Genomic DNA, 18,737 nt, shown 5'->3' on the forward strand with positions numbered 1-18,737 from the left:
CAGCCTTGTCTTGCCAAAGTCCTGAACGTGGATCGAACCGTCGCCCTCACGATGTTGCCACACGCGGCGGGTCAGATCGGATGTGACGCCAACGTACATTCCGCCACGATAGCGGTTTGCCATGATGGTGACCCAGCCACCCTTTTCCATCGGACCGTCATGCCAAAGGTGAGGTTGCAAGGGAAGCCAAGCCCCGTGTCAAGCACGGGGAGACGGGCAGGGTGTTGGATGATTGGCGAACCAACCTACCCTCCGAATACCCCCTTCAACCACCGATCCACCACCGCCGTCGCCGGATAGTCCGCCTCGCCCAGCTTGCGGTTGATCTCTGCGTGGCCCTTCAAGCCATCGCCCGGAAAACCTGCAACCTCAACGCCCGTCCCCGCCTTGCGCAACGCAGCGGCCAGGCCTTCCGCCTGCTTCACCCCGTCCGAACGCTGCACATGCAGCAGCAGAAACTTTGGCGCATTGGGCGCAGCCGCTTGCAACGTCGGCGATAGCGCGCGTTGCCGCACCGGATCGGTGCCGAATGCCTGAACATAGGTTGATTGCATGAACCGCCCGCCGTCCTGCATTTGCGCGGGCACGTCATAGGCCGCGCCGTCATTGGGGATCACGCCGTCCACATCGGCGAAGGATAGCCCCGCCCCGCGCAGATAGCGCTCGTCTGTACACACCAGAGCCACCAGATGCGCGCCCGCGCTGTGGCCCATCAGCACAACCCTTGTGCGGTCAATGCCCAATGCGTCCGCCTTTGCCAGCACGGCCGCCAGTGCCGAAACGACATCAGCAGCTTGCTGTTCAACCGTGGCCGCTGGCACCAGCCGGTAATTGATTGATGCAAAAGCATAGCCTTGCTCTGGATAGTGCACCGGCTTGGCGCGGCCAGTTGCGCTGTCCTTGCTGCCGCGCTTCCATCCGCCGCCGTGGACATAGAGCACCAGCGGCGCTTTTCCGGCCCATGCCTTGGGCAGCCACAAATCCAGTACTTGCAGCGGGTCCTTGCCATAAGCGATTGTCTGTGCGCCCAAAACGCGGCCCTGCCCCGCCTTTTGCTCCATCCGCTGCGCACGCCGTTCGCGCAAACGCTCACCCATTTGCGCCTGAGCCACACTGGCCGAAACAACCGCCACACCCAGCGCGCCTGCAATCCAGAATTTCCGCATGATCGATTCCCTCGCCGTCCCTGACTTTGCGAAAGTTGCGCCTTGTCCGGTTTACGCCCGATGAATTGCTTTGCGCGGTGTCACACCCTTGACTTGGAGAGCCTTTCGCCCCTAACGCGCCCTCCGAAATCAGGGTGCCTGCCGCCCGTCTGAATCATCCATTCCGCCGAGTCCTGTCGAAGGGCGTTTTTGGATCCACCTTGGCAGGGTGGAGGAGCTTAAGCATGGCCAATGTAACCGTAATCGGTGCCCAGTGGGGCGATGAAGGCAAAGGCAAGATCGTGGACTGGCTTGCCAGCCGCGCTGATGCCGTCGTGCGTTTTCAGGGCGGCCACAACGCCGGCCACACGCTGGTGGTGGGCGAACAGGTCTATAAGCTGTCGCTTTTGCCATCGGGCATCGTCACCGGCACGCTTTCGATCATCGGCAATGGCGTGGTGCTTGATCCCTGGGCCTTGAAGGCCGAGATTGAAAAGCTGACCGCGCAAGGCGTGGAAATCAACGCCGATAACTTTGCGATTGCCGACAATTGCCCGCTGATCCTGCCGCTGCACCGCGATCTGGATGGCCTGCGTGAAACCGCCGCCGGCTCGGGCAAGATCGGCACCACGGGTCGCGGCATCGGCCCTGCTTACGAAGACAAAGTCGGCCGCCGCGCCATCCGCGTGTGCGATCTGGCGCATCTGGACAAGATGGACGCCCAGCTTGACCGCCTGTGTGCCCATCACGATGCCCTGCGCGCGGGCTTTGGCCAACCGCCGGTTGATCGTGCGGCCCTGATCGCCGAATTGCGCGAAATCGCCCCTTACGTGCTGCAATTTGCGCAACCCGTGTGGAAGCGCCTGAACCAGGTGCGCAAGGCTGGCGCGCGCATCCTGTTTGAAGGCGCGCAGGGCGTGCTGCTTGATGTCGATCACGGCACCTACCCGTTCGTCACCTCGTCCAACACCGTATCGGGCACCGCCGCATCCGGCTCGGGCCTTGGCCCCAACGCTACCGGCTTTGTGCTGGGCATTGTGAAGGCCTACACCACCCGCGTCGGCTCCGGTCCCTTCCCCACCGAGTTGGAAGACGCGGTCGGACAGCGCCTTGGTGAACGCGGCCATGAATTTGGCACCGTGACAGGCCGCAAGCGCCGCTGCGGCTGGTTCGATGCCGTGCTAGTGCGCCAATCCTGCGCCATTTCGGGCGTTACCGGCATCGCACTGACCAAGGTTGACGTGCTGGACGGCATGGAAAAGGTAAAGATCTGCACCGGATACCGTCTGCGCGGAAAAGTGCTTGATTACTTCCCCAGCCACGCAGCCGATCAGGCCGAGGTTGAGCCGATTTACGAAGAAATGGACGGCTGGGAAGGCACGACGGCGGGCGCGCGCTCGTGGGCAGACCTGCCAGCCCAAGCGATCAAATATATCCAGCGCGTACAGGAATTGATCGAGACGCCCGTCGCGCTGGTATCCACCAGCCCCGAACGTGAAGACACGATCCTCGTCCGCGATCCGTTCGTAGACTGACATGATCGCGCGCCGCCGTCTGCTTTTGATGGTGGGAGGCGGCGCAGCGGCGTTTCTGGCCGTGGGACTATGGCCAAAAAGTGCAGCCCCCGCGCGGGCAAGCGATGTGCGCGCTGAAGATATTGCCAGCGTCCGCGTGGAGAAAGCCGCGCGCCGCCTTATGCTGCTGGGCCATAGTGGCGAGGCGTTGCGGACATACGATGGCATCCAGTTGGGCGATGCACCAGTCGGGCACAAGCAGTTCGAGGGCGATGAACGCACGCCAGAGGGTCGCTATGTGATCGACTATGGCAATCCCGACAGCGCGTATCATTTGTCGCTCCATATCTCTTATCCCAACGCCCAAGACCGCGCCTTTGCCGAATCGCAGGGACGGTCACCGGGCGGCGATATCTTCATCCATGGCCAGCCAAATGCCCTGCCAATCGGGCGCATGGCCAAGGATTGGACTGATGGATGCATCGCGCTATCCAATCAGGAAATCGAAGAATTGTGGTCACTTATTGGCGATGGCACGCCCATCGAGATCGTCAATTAAACCAATATAGAAGTAACTATTCTTGACCTGATCTCACTTTGTTCCACACATGTTCACATACGTGGTGATACTTAGGAGCAAGGCGATGGGGCAGGACGCAAGACAGTTCGATTACCCGGCAGATGATGTGGCACTGTTGCACCCGCTTTCGCCGCTGGCCGTCGCGATCTTTTCTGACCGCGCCTATTTGCGCACCGAAATGGCGGAAGACGCGGCGGCTGCGGGCTTGCGTGTCACCCGAACATCGGAACTGCAATCGCTGCTTGGCGAAGTGGAACAGCCGCTGGGCGATTTGGTGCTGGTCGATTGCCCGGTAATCGAAGGGGCAGAATTGGCCGCGCTTTCGCAATTGGATATGCGCGCAGCACGGTCAGGAACGCAACTGGTTGTATCTACCAGCATCGGTTCGCTTGACGATGTGTTTGGCTGCCTTGATCAGTCTGCAGCGCAAATCCTTATCAGTCCCAGCCGCGCAGACAGGGTGGTGGCGCTGGGCCGCTTGCTCACCGCAGAAGGCGCGCGTGTGCGTGAATTGTCAGATTATGACCGCATGTCCTTGCTCCGGTTGACCGAACAGGTCTCGCAAATCGCGCAGCAGTTGGAAACGCTGTCCGGCCCTTCTGATGACGGTGCCGTTGTAAAGGCATCGGCCTTCAGCTTCGATGGCGACGGCTCGCGTGATCTGGCAGCACCGCGGCAAAAGCGCAAAACCCGCCCTGCACTTCCCGATCCGCGCCTGGTCCGCAAGATCATCCGCCAGCGCCAATTGCGCGGTCGCTTTTTCCAAAGTGACCTGTTTGCCGATCCTGCTTGGGACATGCTGCTCGATCTCACCGCCGCGCGGGTGGAGCATAAACGGGTGTCGGTCACCTCGCTGTGCCTTGCTTCGGGCGTCCCCCCCACCACCGCGCTGCGCTGGATCAGCCAGATGACGGATATGGGCCTGTTCTGCCGTGCCGAAGATGAGGCTGACCGTCGCCGCGCTTTTGTTACCATGTCTGACAAGGCCAGTGATGCGATGGCACACTATTTCGCCGAAATTGAGGGCACTGCCGTGATAGTCTGATTTGCGTTTCCGCTATTTCCTCTAAGGTACAGGCCCGCTTATCGCGGCTTCACCAGCGTATAACCCCACGTTACCGTACCATTGGCGGGGACAGTCACCTCCCAGATTGTCCGGCCATCCTTGCGTAGCACTTTGCCCCCGGCGCGCGCAGGCTTGGCACCATTGATCTGCGTGCCAACATTGCTCGCAACCCGTGCTTCAAACTGCACCGGCACCGCGCGGGCATTGCGCGCGGTCAACCGCACCGTTTTCGCGCGTTCGGTGTTGTTGAGAGTCTCGGCCTCAAGCGTCACTTGCGTGGCATTGGCCAGCATGATTTCCACATCCTCGCCCACCGCGCGGTCGGCAAGGCCTCCCTCACCCGATAGCACCACTGCATCGCCCTGCGGCTCGAACACCGTCACCGGCCCGCCCGGCAGCGGCAGGCCAAGGCCTTCTTCCTTGCGGTTGCGGGTGCGCAGCATCTGGCGGACGGCATCGGCGCTGTCCTCCCATACCTCGGCGCGGTAAAGCGCCTCCATCTTCACACCCTTTTTCTGCGCCAGTGCCACCTGCTTCTGCGCATTGGCCGCAACCGTCACCGGCACCGGCACGCGGTACAGCTTCAAATCGCCCAAGCCTTCCTGCTGCACTGTAACAGCCGCGTTCATCTTCATCGGCATGGCGCGGGCAGACATCATGATTTGTGCATCTGACTCCATCAATGCCGGAGAAAAAACGATTGATGGCACAGGGGCAGGTGGCGGCGCGGGCGGAGGGGCAAGTGATGATAGCGAACACTGCAACACCAAAGTCCCACGCGTTGGCACAGCGCCCCTGCTCGCATCCTCGCGGTTCACCTCGCCCGCAATCACTGCCGTTTCGGCATCGGAAAAACTGGTGGAATCACTGCTCGCCAGCGTTACCCAGGCCGATACATCCGCCGTGCGGCCATCTGCATTCATGGTGACCACATAATTGGTCTGCCAATCAAATCCCCACGCAAGGTACGATAACGACACCGTCGCCCGATGCCCCTCAGCCGCCTCCGTCTCAATCGAAAGTGTGGGCCGCACGGACAAATCCTTGGGCGCTTCTGGATAGATCAGTTCATCCCGAAGCCCACCGCACGTGGCCACTTCAAAACCCGCCGCCGTCTGCAAAATCGCCGCGCCATTCACGCCGGATCGGATCACCGCGCGCTCTTCGCGCACCTCGCCCGAACCCGGCAAAGTGCGGCGCAATGTCACAGGCCGCCCGAACATCCGCGCATACAGGCTGCGCGGCGATAGCAAATCGGCATCGAGGTTCTTTTCACGCACGCCCGAAGGCAGGCCAGTCACAATGGCGCTTTCAGGAAATAGCCCTGCCGCCACGCCCTCAAACCGGATCGTCGCCTTGCCCGCCGGAATATCCACCGTGCGCTTTTCGGTGATCAGCGCATAACCCTCCAACCAGTCCAGGTTCATCGCGGTATCGCTGCTGCGGTCAGGCGCGCGATAAACGCTTACTGACACGCTATCAGGCGCAGCGGATGTCACCACACCTTGCGCAAAGGCAGGCGCGCTTAACACCAGCGCAAGAAACAGCCAGCGGCGCATGCCCCGTGCCTTAGTAACGCGAGTCAAACTGGACAGTCAGCGTCGTCTCGCCATTGGCGGGAATCGGCACCGCCCACGCACGCTCATCGGCAGAGCGTTGTTCACCCTTAATGCTCTCCACCGGAACCCGCGTATCATGCCACCAATTGTCCAACCCGCCCTGCACCACTTCCACTGTCACCGGCACGGCCTTGGCGTTGGTCACCTTGTACGTCATCGTTGTGCGCCAGAAAACCTTTTCAGTATCGACCGTCACCTCGGTTGGCGCTTTGCCCGGTGTGCTCACGCGATAGCGCACGGTGCGCTCCCATTCGCCGCTATCAATCCGGTCGCGTTTTTCCAGCACCGGCTGCACTTTCACATCGAACGCCTCGCCCGTTTTCAGCGCAAGACTTGACCCCATCGGGGTATGGCCGATGGAGTTCTCGCCAATGAACTGCGGCTGTCCGCGCGCATCGCGCATGTAAACGCGCACCGTGCCCGCAGGCAGCGCATCGCCAAGGCCCGCCTCTTTCGATGAGGAAAACCGCAGCACCGTATCAGCGCTTTGCGGCTCGGTCTGGCTGGAAAGCCAGCCGTTGCGGAAGTGATAGGCCTTTGATGCAGGCGCGCCGGCCACATCCAGAAAGCTCACCTGCTTTTGCTGGGCATTGGCCACAGTCGTGCGGCCCGCGATGGGGTAGAGGTAGAAATCACCCAAGCTTTCGCGATTGGCGCTCTGCGTACCCATGCGGTTACCGGGCATGACTTGGCGTCGCCCACGATAATCTTTCACGCCATCGCCCACCGATCCTGCCACCAGCAAAACCTTGGCCTTGTCGAACGTCGTGCCGCTGTTGTTGGTTAGCGTGATCCAGCCCTGCACATCGATCTTCCCCGCCGCTTCATCAAACAGCGCCACATAATCGGCCTTCCAGCCAAACCCGCGCGACAGGTAATTCAGCGATACCGGACGCGCGCCCGGGCTGGTCGTATCGAGCGTTACCGAAAGCGTTGGCCGCGCGCGCAATCCTGCTGGCAGACTGGGGAACACCACCCGCGCGGCATAAGTGTTCAGCACTTCGATCCGGTCACCAATGCGCACCACGGTGCCGCCATTGTTGGCAAGGATCGTGGCTGTCTCTCGCGTTTCGGCGCCGGTGGCCGGATTGGTGCGCACCAGCGTCACCACCTGCCCTACCGCCTTGTCCATCAGCTTGTCGGGCGTCAGCAGATCATAATCGAAGTTCTGCTCGACAATGCCGGTGCCACCCGCATTCAGCGTTACCGTTTCCGGCCGGATCGCAGCGGACACATCGGGAAATTCCTGCCGCGTGCGCCCCAAAGGCAAAGCCATCTGGCGTACGTCCTGCACCAGCGCCAGATCGTTGTTGTAAATCGTCAGCGATACATCGCCCTGCGCAGATGGCGCGGTCTGCGCAAGTGCCACAACCGGCAATGCCACTGCCGCCAAATATCCAACGCCGCGCATAGACCTCTCCCCGTTTCCCGACAGGCTAGTGTTTTCCCGTCCGCAGATCAACGCAAGCTGAACAAGTATTGCGGCCCGGACAGATAAAGCTAGACAACAGTCATGGCCGAACATGCATCCCTGCTTCACGATGGATTTCTCCTGCTCGGCTTTGCGCTTGTTTTCGTGCTGCTTTTCCGGCGGCTCGGCCTTGGCGCAACTTTGGGTTATCTGGTGACAGGCGCGGTGGTCGGCCCGCAAGTGTTGGGGCTGGTCGGCGGGGCTGAGCAAAAGCTCGTCACCGCTGAACTTGGCATCACCCTTCTGCTGTTCCTCGTCGGGCTGGAACTGAACCCGGCGCGGCTGTGGCGAATGAAGCGCGACATTCTGGGGCTTGGCCTGCTGCAGGTAACGGCCTGCGGACTTGCGGTGGCGGCGATGGTGGGATTGACCACCGAGTTCAGCTGGGCAGCGGCTCTGGCGCTCGGCCTGCCGCTTGCGCTGTCGTCCACCGCGCAAGTCCTGCCCATGTTGCAATCATCGGGCCGCTTGCGCACCCCCTTTGGCGAACGCGCCTTTGCCATCCTGCTGTTTCAGGACCTGTCGATCATCCCGCTGATCACGATCATCGCAGCGATGAGCCGCAATCCGGCATACGCAGGCGGACCTCCGGGCTGGCTGCTGGCGCTTTATACGGTGGGCGCGCTGGTTGGCCTGATTGCTGCTGGCCGGTTCATCATTCGCCCGCTGTTCCGCCTGATCGGCAATCTGGGCGAACGCGAAATGTTCGTCGTGGCCGCGCTGTTCACGGTCATGGCATCTGCTGCGGTCATGGAAGTGCTCGGCCTATCAACCGCATTGGGCGCATTTGTCGCCGGTGTGATGCTGGCCGACAGCCCCTATCGGCACGAACTCGAAGCCGATGTCGAACCGTTCCGCTCCATTTTGCTCGGCCTGTTTTTCCTCGCCGTCGGCATGATGCTCAATCTTCAGGCCATTGCTGACCGGCCACTCTTCGTCATCTCGATGGCCATCGGCCTGATCACGATCAAGGCCGGGATCATCTTCCTGATCGCGCTGGTATTCCGCATGCCGTGGCGTGGCGCTTTGGCGCTCGGCCTGCTGCTCAGCCAGGGTGGCGAATTCGGCTTTGTGCTGTTTGCCCAGGCCCAGCAGGCGCTGCTGATCGCGCCGGATGCCGCCAGCCTGTTTGGCGCTGTCGTCACGCTATCAATGGCGACCACGCCGTTCCTGATGATGGCTACCAGCCGCTTCCGGCGCGAGGCCGAAGTGGTCCAAGGCACCCGCGCAGGCCCGCAAGCCGATGGTGCAAACGCGATCATCGTGGGTTTCGGGCGGTTCGGCCAGGGCGTCAGCCAGATGCTGCTTGCCAGCAATATCCCCGTTACGATGGTCGATACCGATATCGAAATGATCGACATCGCGGCCAGTTTCGGCGCGAAAGTCTATTTTGGCGATGGCACGCGGCTCGATCTGCTCAGGCAAGCGGGCGCTGGCGATGCCGAGATGATCTTCTTCTGCATCGACGGTGATCAGATCTCGCCCGAATTTGTCGAAGCGGTGCACGAAGCTTTCCCGCAAGCAGCCATCTATGTCCGCGCATTTGACAGGCGCGCGCTGATCCGCCTGAAAACCACCCCTGCCAATGCGGTTGTGCGCGAAGTGCTGGAATCAGCTGTGCGCATGGCGCGTATCGCCTTGGGCGATGCGGGCGTTTCGGAAGAGGCGATCAACCGCTCCGAAGACATGTTCCGCGCCAATGACCGCGAACGCCTGAAGCTCCAGATCGAGGCAGGCGACGTGCGCGTGGCCCGCGACCAGATCATTACCCAGCCACAGGCCCCGCGCGTGTAGCTCTTACAATTCCTTGCGCAGCATCAGCAACAACAGCGCGGCAACCAGCGACCCCGTCGCCATGATTTCAACCAGCACTTCGCCCGCATTGGGGCCTTCGAGATCAAGCTCGACGATTTCCAGCAAGGTCTTGGACGCAAATGCCACAGCGGCGCGGGTCTTCATGCGGTAACGGCATCTGATGAAGTGATCTTAGTCGGCAAGCTTTTCCGCCATCACGTCGTCGCCATCGCGCTCGGGCAGCATCAAAAACAGCGCGAGGCTGACAACCGAGCCCATCGCCATGATGATCGACACCGTCAACAGTTGGTCGTCTCCCAACCAGCCAAACAGGGTGCCCGCCAGCAACGGACTGCCCGCAGCGCCCAGCCGCCCCACGCCCAGCGCGAAACCCGTGCCGGTGGCCCGCGCATAAGCCGGGAAGCCGCGCGCAAAGGCGGCATAAAACCCGCTGATCGCCGCATTGGTGAAGAAACCGGCGATCATCGTCGCCATTTGCCACGCTTTCAGCGTATCTCGCCCGGTGCCGAAATAGGCCACCATCATCGCGCCGATCAGCAACATCAGCGCGGTCGGCCACCTGACCCCCAGCCGCGCCATCACGAAGCCGAACAGCGCACTGCCCATGAACCCGCCGATGTTGGCGTATGTCAGCACCGTGGCCGCCTGCGATGGAGGATAGCCGGGCGGATAATCGGATACGATCTGCACGCCGAACTTCAGGATGTAATAGAAAGTGATGCAGTGGAATGTGTAGCCGAACGCCAGCAGCAGGGTCACCGGGCGCAGTTTGGGGTTAGACAGAATATCGGTTACGCGCGGCTTGACGGTGCCCGCCACGATTACCGGCAGATCGCTGATAGCAGGCTTGCCGAAAGCGGCGAGCGTGCGGTTCACGCCCGCCAGATTGCGCTTCGTCGCCAGATAGGCCGCTGTTTCGGGCACCAGCACCAGAATGACGGGGATCAGAACTGCGGTCACGACCGCGCCGAACACAAACACCGCGTGCCAGCTGTAGGTCGGCAGCAGCCATTCCGATGCCGCAATTCCGCCAATGATCGCGCCCAGCGGATAGCCCGCCACATAAACCGCAATCGCAACAGAGCGCCAACGGCTGTTGGTGCTTTCGGCAACGACCGCGTTAGTGGTGGTGAGCATCCCGCCGATGCCGATGCCGGTGAGGAACCGGTAGGCAACCATCGGCTGAACCGCCGCCGCAATGCTCGCCAGATACATGCCAATCGCCATCAGTACGAGGCAGGCAATCATGGTAAATTTGCGGCCATACCGGTCTGCCGCCCCGCCCAGCAGCACGGAACCGAAGCCCATACCGAGCAATTCGGCAGAAAGCACCACGCCCAGCGCCGGGCGGGCAATGCCCCAATCGGCGGTGATCCCCGGCGCGGCAAAGGCGCTCGACAGGACGTCAAACCCATCAAGCGCGTTCAACAGCACCATCAGGATCACCACGATCCATTGGCGCACGCCCATCGGCGTCTGCTCGATCACCTCGCGCGGGGTCTGTGTCATGCGGCCCTTGGTCCTCGTCCAAACTGTTAATTGCTATTACTTATAACTCATTCATGGATTCTGGAAAGCAGTTCAATCAACTGCCGCACTTCCTTGTCGGAAAAGCGGCTTTTGACCCATGCCTCATGCTCGCCAATCGCGCGCTTGGCCTTGGCCAGCATTGCAATGCCATCAGGCTGCAAATGCAGCGCTTGTTTGCGCCCGTCTTTGTCAGACCGGTCGCGTCGCAAGAAATGCTTGGCTTGCAAGCGGTTAATGATCGCCATCGTCGTGGCGCGGTCCATCCGCAAACGCTGCGCCAGATCGGTCTGCGCAATGCCGGGATGATCATCGACCAGCCACAACACCGACACCTGCTTCTGCGTCAAATCCAGATCGGTGAACGTTTCGGTGAAGTGGCGCAGGCACGCCCCGTGCGCCAGACGGATGTGGAAGCCCAGAATATCGTTGATTGCACCAATGGCCTCTTCATCGGTGTGGCCGAGCGGTGCAATCGCGTCGGGGAATTTGTCTCTGATCAATGACCTGTCCCTGAATGCGCTTGTTTAATTGTTAGTATTACATACAATATCACGAGGAGGATGACATGGCACAATTTCCAGACACCCCAAGCTTTACGGGTTTTAACACACCATCGCGGATAGAGGCAGACATCGCCGATCTGGCCCACGAAGGCACGATTCCCGCAGCGTTAAACGGCGCATTCTATCGCGTCCAGCCCGACCCGCAGTTTCCTCCCAGAATGGGTGATGATATTGCGTTTAATGGCGATGGCATGATTACGCGGTTCCACATCCATGATGGCCAGGTAGATTTTCGCCAGCGCTGGGCGAAAACCGATAAATGGAAGCTGGAAAATGCGGCTGGAAAAGCCCTTTTCGGCAATTATCGCAACCCCTTGACCGACGATGAGAGCGTGAAGGGCGAATTTCGATCAACCGCCAATACCAATGCTTTCATATTCGCCGGGAAGCTCTGGGCGATGAAGGAAGACAGTCCCGCGCTAACCATGGACCCGGCGACGATGGAAACTTTCGGGTTCGAAAAGTTTGGCGGAAAGATGACCGGGCAAACCTTTACCGCGCACCCCAAGATCGATCCCAAGACCGGCAACATGGTAGCCATCGGCTACGCCGCCAGCGGCCTTTGCACCGATGACGTGACGTACATGGAAATCGGCCCCGACGGCGAAATGATTCGCGAAGTATGGTTCAAGGTGCCCTACTATTGCATGATGCACGATTTCGGCATGACCGAGGATTACCTTGTCCTGCACATCGTGCCATCGATCGGCAGTTGGGAACGGCTGGAAAAGGGCCTGCCCCACTTCGGCTTTGATACGACAATGCCGGTACATCTGGGCATCATCCCGCGCCGCGATGGCGTGACCGATGCCGATATCCGCTGGTTCACGAGGCCCAATTGCTTTGCCTCCCACGTGCTTAACGCGTGGCAAGAGGGCACCAAAGTCCACTTCGTGACGTGCGAGGCCAAGAACAACATGTTCCCGTTCTTCCCCGACGTGCACGGCGCGCCCTTCAACGGACGCGAGGCGATGAGCTATCCCACCGAATGGGTAGTCGACATGGCCAGCAATGGCGAAGACTTCGCCCAAATCGTCAAACTGTCAGATACCGCAGCCGAATTCCCGCGCATCGATGATCGCTTTGCCGGACAGAAGAACCGCTATGGCTGGTTCCTTGAAATGGACATGAAACGCACCGTGGAATTGCGCGGCGGCAGTGCGGGCGGGTTGCTGATGAACTGCCTGTTCCTCAAAGACTTCCAAACAGGCCGCGAACAGCACTGGTGGTGCGGGCCGGTATCCTCGTTGCAAGAGCCTTGCTTCGTCCCGCGCGCTGCCGATGCCCCCGAAGGCGATGGCTGGATCGTGCAAGTGTGCAACCGGCTGGAAGACCAGCGCAGCGACCTGCTGATCTTCGATGCGCTCGACATCGAGAAAGGACCTGTGGCGACGGTCAATGTCCCGATCCGCTTGCGCTTTGGCCTGCACGGCAATTGGGCAAACGCCGACCAGATAGGGCTTGCAGCGTAACCAGACTGAATCCCCCTCCTCTAAAAAGGAGGGGGAGGCAATCACCCCGCCCGCTCCAGCAGCGCCGCCTCATCGCGGTCAGCCCGCCGTGCGATCAACACCATCAGCACGACAATCGGGATCGCCACTGCGTTGATCGAAAGCATCGCCGTACGCAGGGAACCTGTCGCATCTGACAAAAGACCCACAACATAAGGGCCGATGCCCATGCCGAGGATGGTCATTACCAGCAGATAAAGGCTGGCTGTCAAACCGCGCATGCGGGGCAGTACCTGGTCATAGATGATCGCGTAAAGTGGCGGCATCCAGCCGGTCAGGATGAAACTGTAAAGCAGAAAGCGCGTGTAGAAGCTGCCGGGATCACCCGCGTAATAGACCCAGAACGACAGGATCGGCGAAACACCCATCGCAAACAGCGCCACCCATGCACGGCCCCCGCCGGGGAAGCGCTGGTTCAGCCAGTCTGACAAGGGACCCCATACCAGCGGACCAATGATGCCCATCGCGGCAGACAGCAGACCGAATTGCAGTGCGGTTTCCTGCATCGTGAGGCCGTATGAGCGGATCAGGAAGCTCGGATTGAATGCCATCATCCCGTAATTGATCGAACATTGCAGCGTCCCTACCGCAATACACATCATCAGCGTGGGCGAGCGGGTGATCACGCGAAACGCTTGGGCATCGCCCAGTTTCATTCCTTGCATCAAATTGACGATGACGAATACGCCAAGACCAATCACGGTCCATTGCAGGGCGTGGGGATTGAGCGAAACGCCGCCCAGCAGCATCTGCGGTTTAGGGCTGACGGCGCTGCTGATAACCGTGAGCAAAACCGCCGCACCAAGAATCAAAGCCAGCGCTGCCAGATTGCCGCGCACCATTGCTGCACTTGCGCCCCTGCCTTTCATACCCAGCCAATGGAAGCCGGGGGTGACAGACCCCAGCAATGCGAAGGCAGCACGGAAGGGGTGTGGATCGGGCGCGGTGGCAATACCATCCATCTGCCCGCGCGCAGGTTCAGCCAACTTCCAAAGGAATGCCGCAAGGACAAAGCCGGGCGCTGCCGCCACAAGAAACGCAAACTGCCAGCCTTTCAGCCCCATCGGTGCAGCACGTGCGGCATAGCTGGCATCCCACCAATGTGCAGCAACCCCGCCCAGAACCAGCGACCCGCCCAACCCCAACGCAATCGCCGAGGCCATGATGGACATCACAAACCCGCGCCGGTGCTTGGGCCAGAAATCATAGATCAGCGACGTGCCCGCAGGCTGCGTCGCCGCCTCGCCAATACCAACGCCAAGCCGCGACAGGGCCAGCAGCGAAAAGCTGCTGGCAAGCCCCGCCAGGCCCGTCGCGGCCGACCAGAACAGCAAGCTGATCGCCAACAAGCGCGTGCGCACCCAACCATCGGCCAAGCGGCCCACCGGTAACGAGAACAACGCATAGAACAGCGCAAACACGGTGCCGTAAAGCAGCCCCATCTCGGCATCGCCAATCTTCAGGTCCGCTTTGATCGCAGGTGCAAGAATGGCAAGGATCTGACGGTCAAGCAGGCTCATCGCATTGGTCAACGCAACAAGAACAAGCGCGTACCATGCTCCGGGGGCAAGGCTGCGGCGGGTTTCAGTGGTCATTGGCTCTCCCGTTTACTTATCATTCAGCGCAATCAGGCCCAGCCCCGACCCCTCCCGTAAACGGCAGGGGAGTTATGGCGCTGTTTCCCTTCCTTCCGTTTACGGGAGGGAAGCTCTGGCACTTCTTCCCCCCTCCCGCTTACGGGAGGGGACAGGGGTGGGCACGAGCACAACCTACAAATTGAACCACCGCTCCGCATTCGTCTGGAAGAACTTCTTCTTTGTTTCCGCGCTCATGTCCATCGCATCCATGTCGCGCACTTCTTGCGGCACATATTGATAGGGATAATCCATCGCGTACATGACGCGGTCTTCGCCCATCACTTGTTGGCAAAACTTGACTGCAGGTTCCCACGCCACGCCCGAATTGGTGACCAGCACGTTTGACTTAAGATATGCTGCAATCGTCTTTTTCAGCGGCTTCATCCGTTCATAGCGCTGCGAACGGACGCCTGCCTGATGCATATAGTCAAGACGGTAGAGCCAATAGGGCAAGGCCTCACCCATGTGGCCGACCATAATTTGCAAGGTGGGATATTTATCGAAAATACCGATGGTGATCAGGCGCAGCAAATGCATGCCGGTTTCAACCCCGAACCCGAAAATCGCCCCGTCAAGCCCCGCTTCAACCATCGGCCCGATCATTGAATCCGGCGACGTGGCGGGGTGAATGTAAAGCGGCTGATCCACCTCGACCAGAGCGCGGAAGATCGGATCAAAGAATTCCTCGTCCAGATAGCGGCCTTGGGTATGGCTGTTGATCTGGATGCCTTTGAAGCCCAGTTCCTTGGCCCCGCGATGGATTTCGCGCGCTGACCATTCCGGGTCTTGCGGCGCGACCGCGCCCATGCCGATGAAACGGTCCGGGTGCTTTTCGCAAGCTTGTGCCAAATAATCATTTGCGCGCGCGGCAACGCCTTTGGCTTCTTCCACGTCGAGCAGCGGCTGCACGCCCGGTGACGTAAGCGCCAGGATGGCCTTGTCGATACCGGTTGCATCCATATCGGCAATGCGCCGCTCATCCAGATCAAGCAGGCGATCCATGATCAGCGTGGCGCGTTCAGACGGGGATTGCGCGTAAAAGCCCCATAGCGAGACCATGCCCTTGTCCGCCGATCCATCACGGATCATGCGTAAATAGATATCAACCAATTCGCGTGTGGCGAACGCTTCTTCGGTGGCAATGCGCAAGTAACCTTGAGAGCCGCCAGTTTTGAGGTCTTGAGTCATGCAAGCTTCCTTCCCGGGAAGGGCAGCCTGCTTTGTATTATCGCCGAATGTTGAGCGACAGGCTGCCAATGTGATTCATGCGATCTGGGATGCCAGTGCGGTTGACGTATTGGCCGGCATAGCCCGCCTCCAACGCAATCCCGCGCGCCAACGGCACGCCGATGCCGGCAAAGCCGCGCATCTGATCGAAACCGGCGCGCTGGCCCCATGTGGTCGTGTCGAGATTGACGAAAGGTTCGCCTGAAACAATCGCGCTGTAACCTTTGCCCAGCGGCACATCGAGCCGCACCAGATTGCGCATCCGCCAGCCCATATCGGACCGGCCCACGATGAAGCGCTGCTCCAACCGCGTACGGCTGGCCACGGTCACTTTGCCGGGGCCGCCTGTCAGCCGCAACGAAAGCTGCTGATAGGCGCGGTGTTCGGTATTCGCTACGCGGCCCTTCGGTTCGGTGCGCACCCAAGCATAGCCTGCGTACACGCTTACCGTATCGCTGACTTGATAACCCACCGCCGGTCGCAGAATGATCTGGCTCAACCGTTCTGCCCCATCGGTCTGCCGCGCTTGCGCTTCGGTGAAAACCAGCCAGCGGTTGCCCACTGAAAAGGTCGAAAACTGGGCAAGCCAGATCTGCTCGTCCGTTTCGGTGGCATAAGCCGGAGTCAGCGTGGTCAAAGCCAGCAAACCAAGCGTGCCGAACCCTTTGGCCAGCACACGCGAAACAGATGACATTGGCAACATGCATAACTCCGATCGCGCCGAATCGGTTGGCGCAGTGGGCCAAAAACCCGCCTGCCCCATAGCTATCGCCGTTGTGTTTCACCATGCGCCCTTGCACCCGAAGCACTACCCTTCGTGCACAGCCTTCGTAACCATGCAGGCCATGACACCTTCCGGCCCATCTTCTGCCCCATGGCCCGACCACTTGACCCCGCCAAACGGCGCATCAGACCCGCCGATCATGGTGGTGTTCAACCCCAGCATGCCGGTTTCGATTTCGCGGGCAAGGCGCTTCTGACGTGCAGCGCTGTCGGTCCAAGCGTAGGCCGCCAGCCCGTAAGGCAAGCGGTTGGCCTCGGCGATCATCGCATCTTCGCCGCTGTAAGCGTTCAGCAGCGCTACCGGGCCGAATGGCTCTTCGTTCATAATCAGGGCGTCCAGCGGGATATCGGACAGCACCGTGGGCGCATAGAAATATCCGGCATTGCCGACGCGCTCACCGCCGGTGTGCAGCTTTGCACCGCGCGCAGTGGCATCGCCAATCAAGCGGTCCATCGCTTCTGGCCGCCGGGCATTGGCCATCGGCCCCATTTGCGAGCCGTCATCCAGACCGTTGCCAACCTTGATCGCTTTGGTCCGTTCCACAAACCCTTCGCGGAAGCGTTCGAACACGCCTTCTTCCACGATGAAACGGGTCGGCGAAACGCAGACTTGGCCTGCATTGCGGAATTTATGCGGGACCACCGTATCAAGGACGCGATCGATATCCGCATCGGCAAAGACCAGGACCGGTCCGTGACCGCCCAGTTCCATTGTGGTTCGCAGCATATTGTCGGTGGCCAGCCGGGCAAGGTGTTTACCGATCACGGTCGATCCGGTGAACGACAGCTTGCGGATGATGGGTGAGCCGAGCAGGTGGCGGCTGACTTCATCAGGCACGCCGAAAACCGCTTGCGCTACTTGCTTGGGCAAGCCTGCATCAAGCAGGCACTGCAATACGCCCAGCGCTGAAGCCGGGGTTTCTTCTGCCGCTTTCAAGATCACCGAACAGCCTGCTGCAATAGGGGCGCCCAGCTTGCGTCCAGGATTGCCCAGCGGGAAGTTCCACGGCGCAAATGCAGCCACCGGGCCAACCGGCTCATGCGTCACCGTACTGCGCTGCCCTGCCGGACGAACCAGTGTGCGGCCATACAGCCGGAACACTTCGCCAGCATAGAAATTGAACAGGCCCACGTTCATCATCACTTCGATGCGCGCTTCGGGAAGCGTCTTGCCCTCTTCCATCGTGGCGATGCGGGCAAGGTCCTCCTGCCGCTCTACCATGAGGCGCGCGGCCCCTTGCAAGACGGCAGCGCGTTGCTGCGGCGTAGAGTTACGCCAGATGCGGAAGCCTTCATCGGCAACTTCAAGCGCGCGGTCGAGGTCTGCCGCATCGGCCAAGGGCAACTCGCCGATAGTTTCGCCCGTGGCGGGATTGACGACTGCATGCGTGCGGCGTCCGCCGCCTGAAACCGGTGCGCCATCAATGATCATGTGAAGCGAGGGGTACTGAGTCATTGCAAATCCATGTGTTGCGAGCGGGAGCGGGGAGGAACCTTGCCCCCGCCCGCAATCTCTTACTTCTTGGCGTTCTCGCGGTCGATATCGCCCTGCCACCGCTGTGCGACAATTTCTTCGCCCGTGACTGGGTGCTTCATGTGGAACGGCGTGATCTTGTGCGTCGGCCAGAGCCAGTTGTCTTCGATCAGCACGTCCGGACCGGTTGGGTCTTCAGGATACGTGACCTTGGGGAACGGCACGAATTCAGGCGGCGTGTGGGCCCAGCCGGATTCATAATGGCCGTGCCAGATTGGCATGTAGTTCAGGCTGTGCATCCGCCAGACGCCGTCCACCTTCTTGTAAGTGTTCTCGTAGATGCCGCCTTCCCACCACTGGCGCGCCTTGAGGTGCGGGGCATCACCTTCGTAATCCTTGTGGCGTCCTGCCTGCATCATCGAGCGCGCGCGACCAAAGGCGGTTACGCCGTCGGGCTGGACGTTGATGATGTCCTGTATTTGCGGATGATCCAGCAGGAAGCCGTCGATCGGGCCGTTGTTGCCATAGGTGAATCGCTTCTGGAAGCGTTCGACATAGAGGCGGCGCACGCCTTCCTTGCCCTTCCAGATGCCGCCGAAGAAGCGCACTTCGCCGTCATCGGTAAACAGGTCGACCGTCTCGTTATAGAGGCACTTGTCGATCAAGTAGCCGTAAAGATACTGCAATTTGCGGATGTCAAGTTCATCCTCGCGCACCGTCAGACGCTGTTCAAGGTCTGCCAGGCGGTTTTCCAGCGCGGCGATCTGATTAGTATCAGACATGTCCAACTCCCATCATTTTA

General features: G+C 60.4%; 15 protein-coding genes and 2 pseudogenes. 5 read left to right on the forward strand and 12 right to left on the reverse strand.

Annotation, left to right across the window (positions count from 1 at the left end; all coding sequences use genetic code 11):
• Both B7Y89_RS11400 and B7Y89_RS11405 read right to left on the reverse strand, forming a co-directional pair.
• A pseudogene (locus B7Y89_RS11400) lies at positions 1 to 150 on the reverse strand (GIY-YIG nuclease family protein); the annotation flags it as partial.
• Between the two features lie 95 nt (positions 151 to 245).
• A complete protein-coding gene (locus B7Y89_RS11405; RefSeq protein ID WP_292938683.1) occupies positions 246 to 1,061 on the reverse strand; it encodes an alpha/beta hydrolase in 816 nt (271 codons plus the stop codon).
• Positions 1,062 to 1,390: 329 nt separating this feature from the next.
• Between B7Y89_RS11405 and B7Y89_RS11410 the strand changes: the two genes are divergently transcribed.
• The 3 genes from B7Y89_RS11410 (at position 1,391) to B7Y89_RS11420 (ending at position 4,284) form a co-directional block, all read left to right on the forward strand.
• Positions 1,391 to 2,680: an adenylosuccinate synthase gene (locus B7Y89_RS11410; protein ID WP_292938627.1), complete on the forward strand. Its 1,290-nt coding sequence runs from the start codon at positions 1,391 to 1,393 to the stop codon at positions 2,678 to 2,680.
• Position 2,681: 1 nt separating this feature from the next.
• The gene (locus B7Y89_RS11415) at positions 2,682 to 3,218 is read left to right on the forward strand and encodes a L,D-transpeptidase family protein (protein ID WP_292938628.1); all 537 of its coding nucleotides are present in this window, start codon (positions 2,682 to 2,684) and stop codon (positions 3,216 to 3,218) included.
• An 85-nt stretch (positions 3,219 to 3,303) separates the two neighbouring features.
• Positions 3,304 to 4,284, forward strand: a complete 981-nt coding sequence (locus B7Y89_RS11420; RefSeq protein ID WP_292938629.1) for a MarR family winged helix-turn-helix transcriptional regulator — start codon at positions 3,304 to 3,306, stop codon at positions 4,282 to 4,284.
• A gap of 38 nt (positions 4,285 to 4,322) precedes the next feature.
• Here B7Y89_RS11420 and B7Y89_RS11425 read toward each other — a convergent pair whose 3' ends face one another.
• Both B7Y89_RS11425 and B7Y89_RS11430 read right to left on the reverse strand, forming a co-directional pair.
• The gene (locus tag B7Y89_RS11425; protein ID WP_292938630.1) at positions 4,323 to 5,864 is read right to left on the reverse strand and encodes a hypothetical protein; all 1,542 of its coding nucleotides are present in this window, start codon (positions 5,862 to 5,864) and stop codon (positions 4,323 to 4,325) included.
• A gap of 10 nt (positions 5,865 to 5,874) precedes the next feature.
• Positions 5,875 to 7,335: a DUF4139 domain-containing protein gene (locus B7Y89_RS11430; RefSeq protein WP_292938631.1), complete on the reverse strand. Its 1,461-nt coding sequence runs from the start codon at positions 7,333 to 7,335 to the stop codon at positions 5,875 to 5,877.
• A gap of 102 nt (positions 7,336 to 7,437) precedes the next feature.
• On the opposite strand from B7Y89_RS11430, the gene B7Y89_RS11435 reads away from it, so the two are divergent.
• Positions 7,438 to 9,189, forward strand: coding sequence for a cation:proton antiporter (locus B7Y89_RS11435; RefSeq protein ID WP_292938632.1), 1,752 nt, complete (start codon positions 7,438 to 7,440; stop codon positions 9,187 to 9,189).
• A gap of 51 nt (positions 9,190 to 9,240) precedes the next feature.
• On the opposite strand, the pseudogene B7Y89_RS11440 reads toward B7Y89_RS11435, so the two are convergent.
• The 3 genes and pseudogenes from B7Y89_RS11440 to B7Y89_RS11450 form a co-directional block, all read right to left on the reverse strand.
• A pseudogene (locus tag B7Y89_RS11440) lies at positions 9,241 to 9,354 on the reverse strand (S-(hydroxymethyl)glutathione dehydrogenase); the annotation flags it as partial.
• Between the two features lie 27 nt (positions 9,355 to 9,381).
• Positions 9,382 to 10,719, reverse strand: coding sequence for an MFS transporter (locus B7Y89_RS11445; RefSeq protein WP_292938633.1), 1,338 nt, complete (start codon positions 10,717 to 10,719; stop codon positions 9,382 to 9,384).
• A 47-nt stretch (positions 10,720 to 10,766) separates the two neighbouring features.
• The gene (locus B7Y89_RS11450; RefSeq protein ID WP_292938634.1) at positions 10,767 to 11,240 is read right to left on the reverse strand and encodes a MarR family transcriptional regulator; all 474 of its coding nucleotides are present in this window, start codon (positions 11,238 to 11,240) and stop codon (positions 10,767 to 10,769) included.
• Between the two features lie 65 nt (positions 11,241 to 11,305).
• Between B7Y89_RS11450 and B7Y89_RS11455 the strand changes: the two genes are divergently transcribed.
• Positions 11,306 to 12,775, forward strand: a complete 1,470-nt coding sequence (locus tag B7Y89_RS11455) for a carotenoid oxygenase family protein (protein WP_292938635.1) — start codon at positions 11,306 to 11,308, stop codon at positions 12,773 to 12,775.
• Between the two features lie 41 nt (positions 12,776 to 12,816).
• Here the strand turns inward: B7Y89_RS11455 and B7Y89_RS11460 are convergent, their stop codons facing one another.
• The 5 genes from B7Y89_RS11460 to B7Y89_RS11480 all read right to left on the reverse strand — a co-directional run bounded on the left by B7Y89_RS11460 (position 12,817) and on the right by B7Y89_RS11480 (position 18,717).
• Positions 12,817 to 14,409, reverse strand: coding sequence for an MFS transporter (locus tag B7Y89_RS11460; protein WP_292938636.1), 1,593 nt, complete (start codon positions 14,407 to 14,409; stop codon positions 12,817 to 12,819).
• Positions 14,410 to 14,583: 174 nt separating this feature from the next.
• Entirely contained in the window at positions 14,584 to 15,639 is a 1,056-nt protein-coding gene (locus tag B7Y89_RS11465) for an amidohydrolase family protein (RefSeq protein ID WP_292938637.1), read from the reverse strand.
• 37 nt (positions 15,640 to 15,676) lie between these two features.
• Positions 15,677 to 16,372, reverse strand: coding sequence for a DUF2490 domain-containing protein (locus B7Y89_RS11470; protein WP_292938638.1), 696 nt, complete (start codon positions 16,370 to 16,372; stop codon positions 15,677 to 15,679).
• Between the two features lie 114 nt (positions 16,373 to 16,486).
• Complete coding sequence (locus B7Y89_RS11475; protein WP_292938639.1) at positions 16,487 to 17,917, reverse strand: NAD-dependent succinate-semialdehyde dehydrogenase; 1,431 nt, start codon at positions 17,915 to 17,917, stop codon at positions 16,487 to 16,489.
• A 59-nt stretch (positions 17,918 to 17,976) separates the two neighbouring features.
• Complete coding sequence (locus B7Y89_RS11480) at positions 17,977 to 18,717, reverse strand: nuclear transport factor 2 family protein (protein ID WP_292938640.1); 741 nt, start codon at positions 18,715 to 18,717, stop codon at positions 17,977 to 17,979.
• Between the last annotated feature and the right edge of the window lie 20 nt (positions 18,718 to 18,737).

This window comes from Novosphingobium sp. 32-60-15 (assembly GCF_002280675.1).
Taxonomy (GTDB): domain Bacteria; phylum Pseudomonadota; class Alphaproteobacteria; order Sphingomonadales; family Sphingomonadaceae; genus Novosphingobium.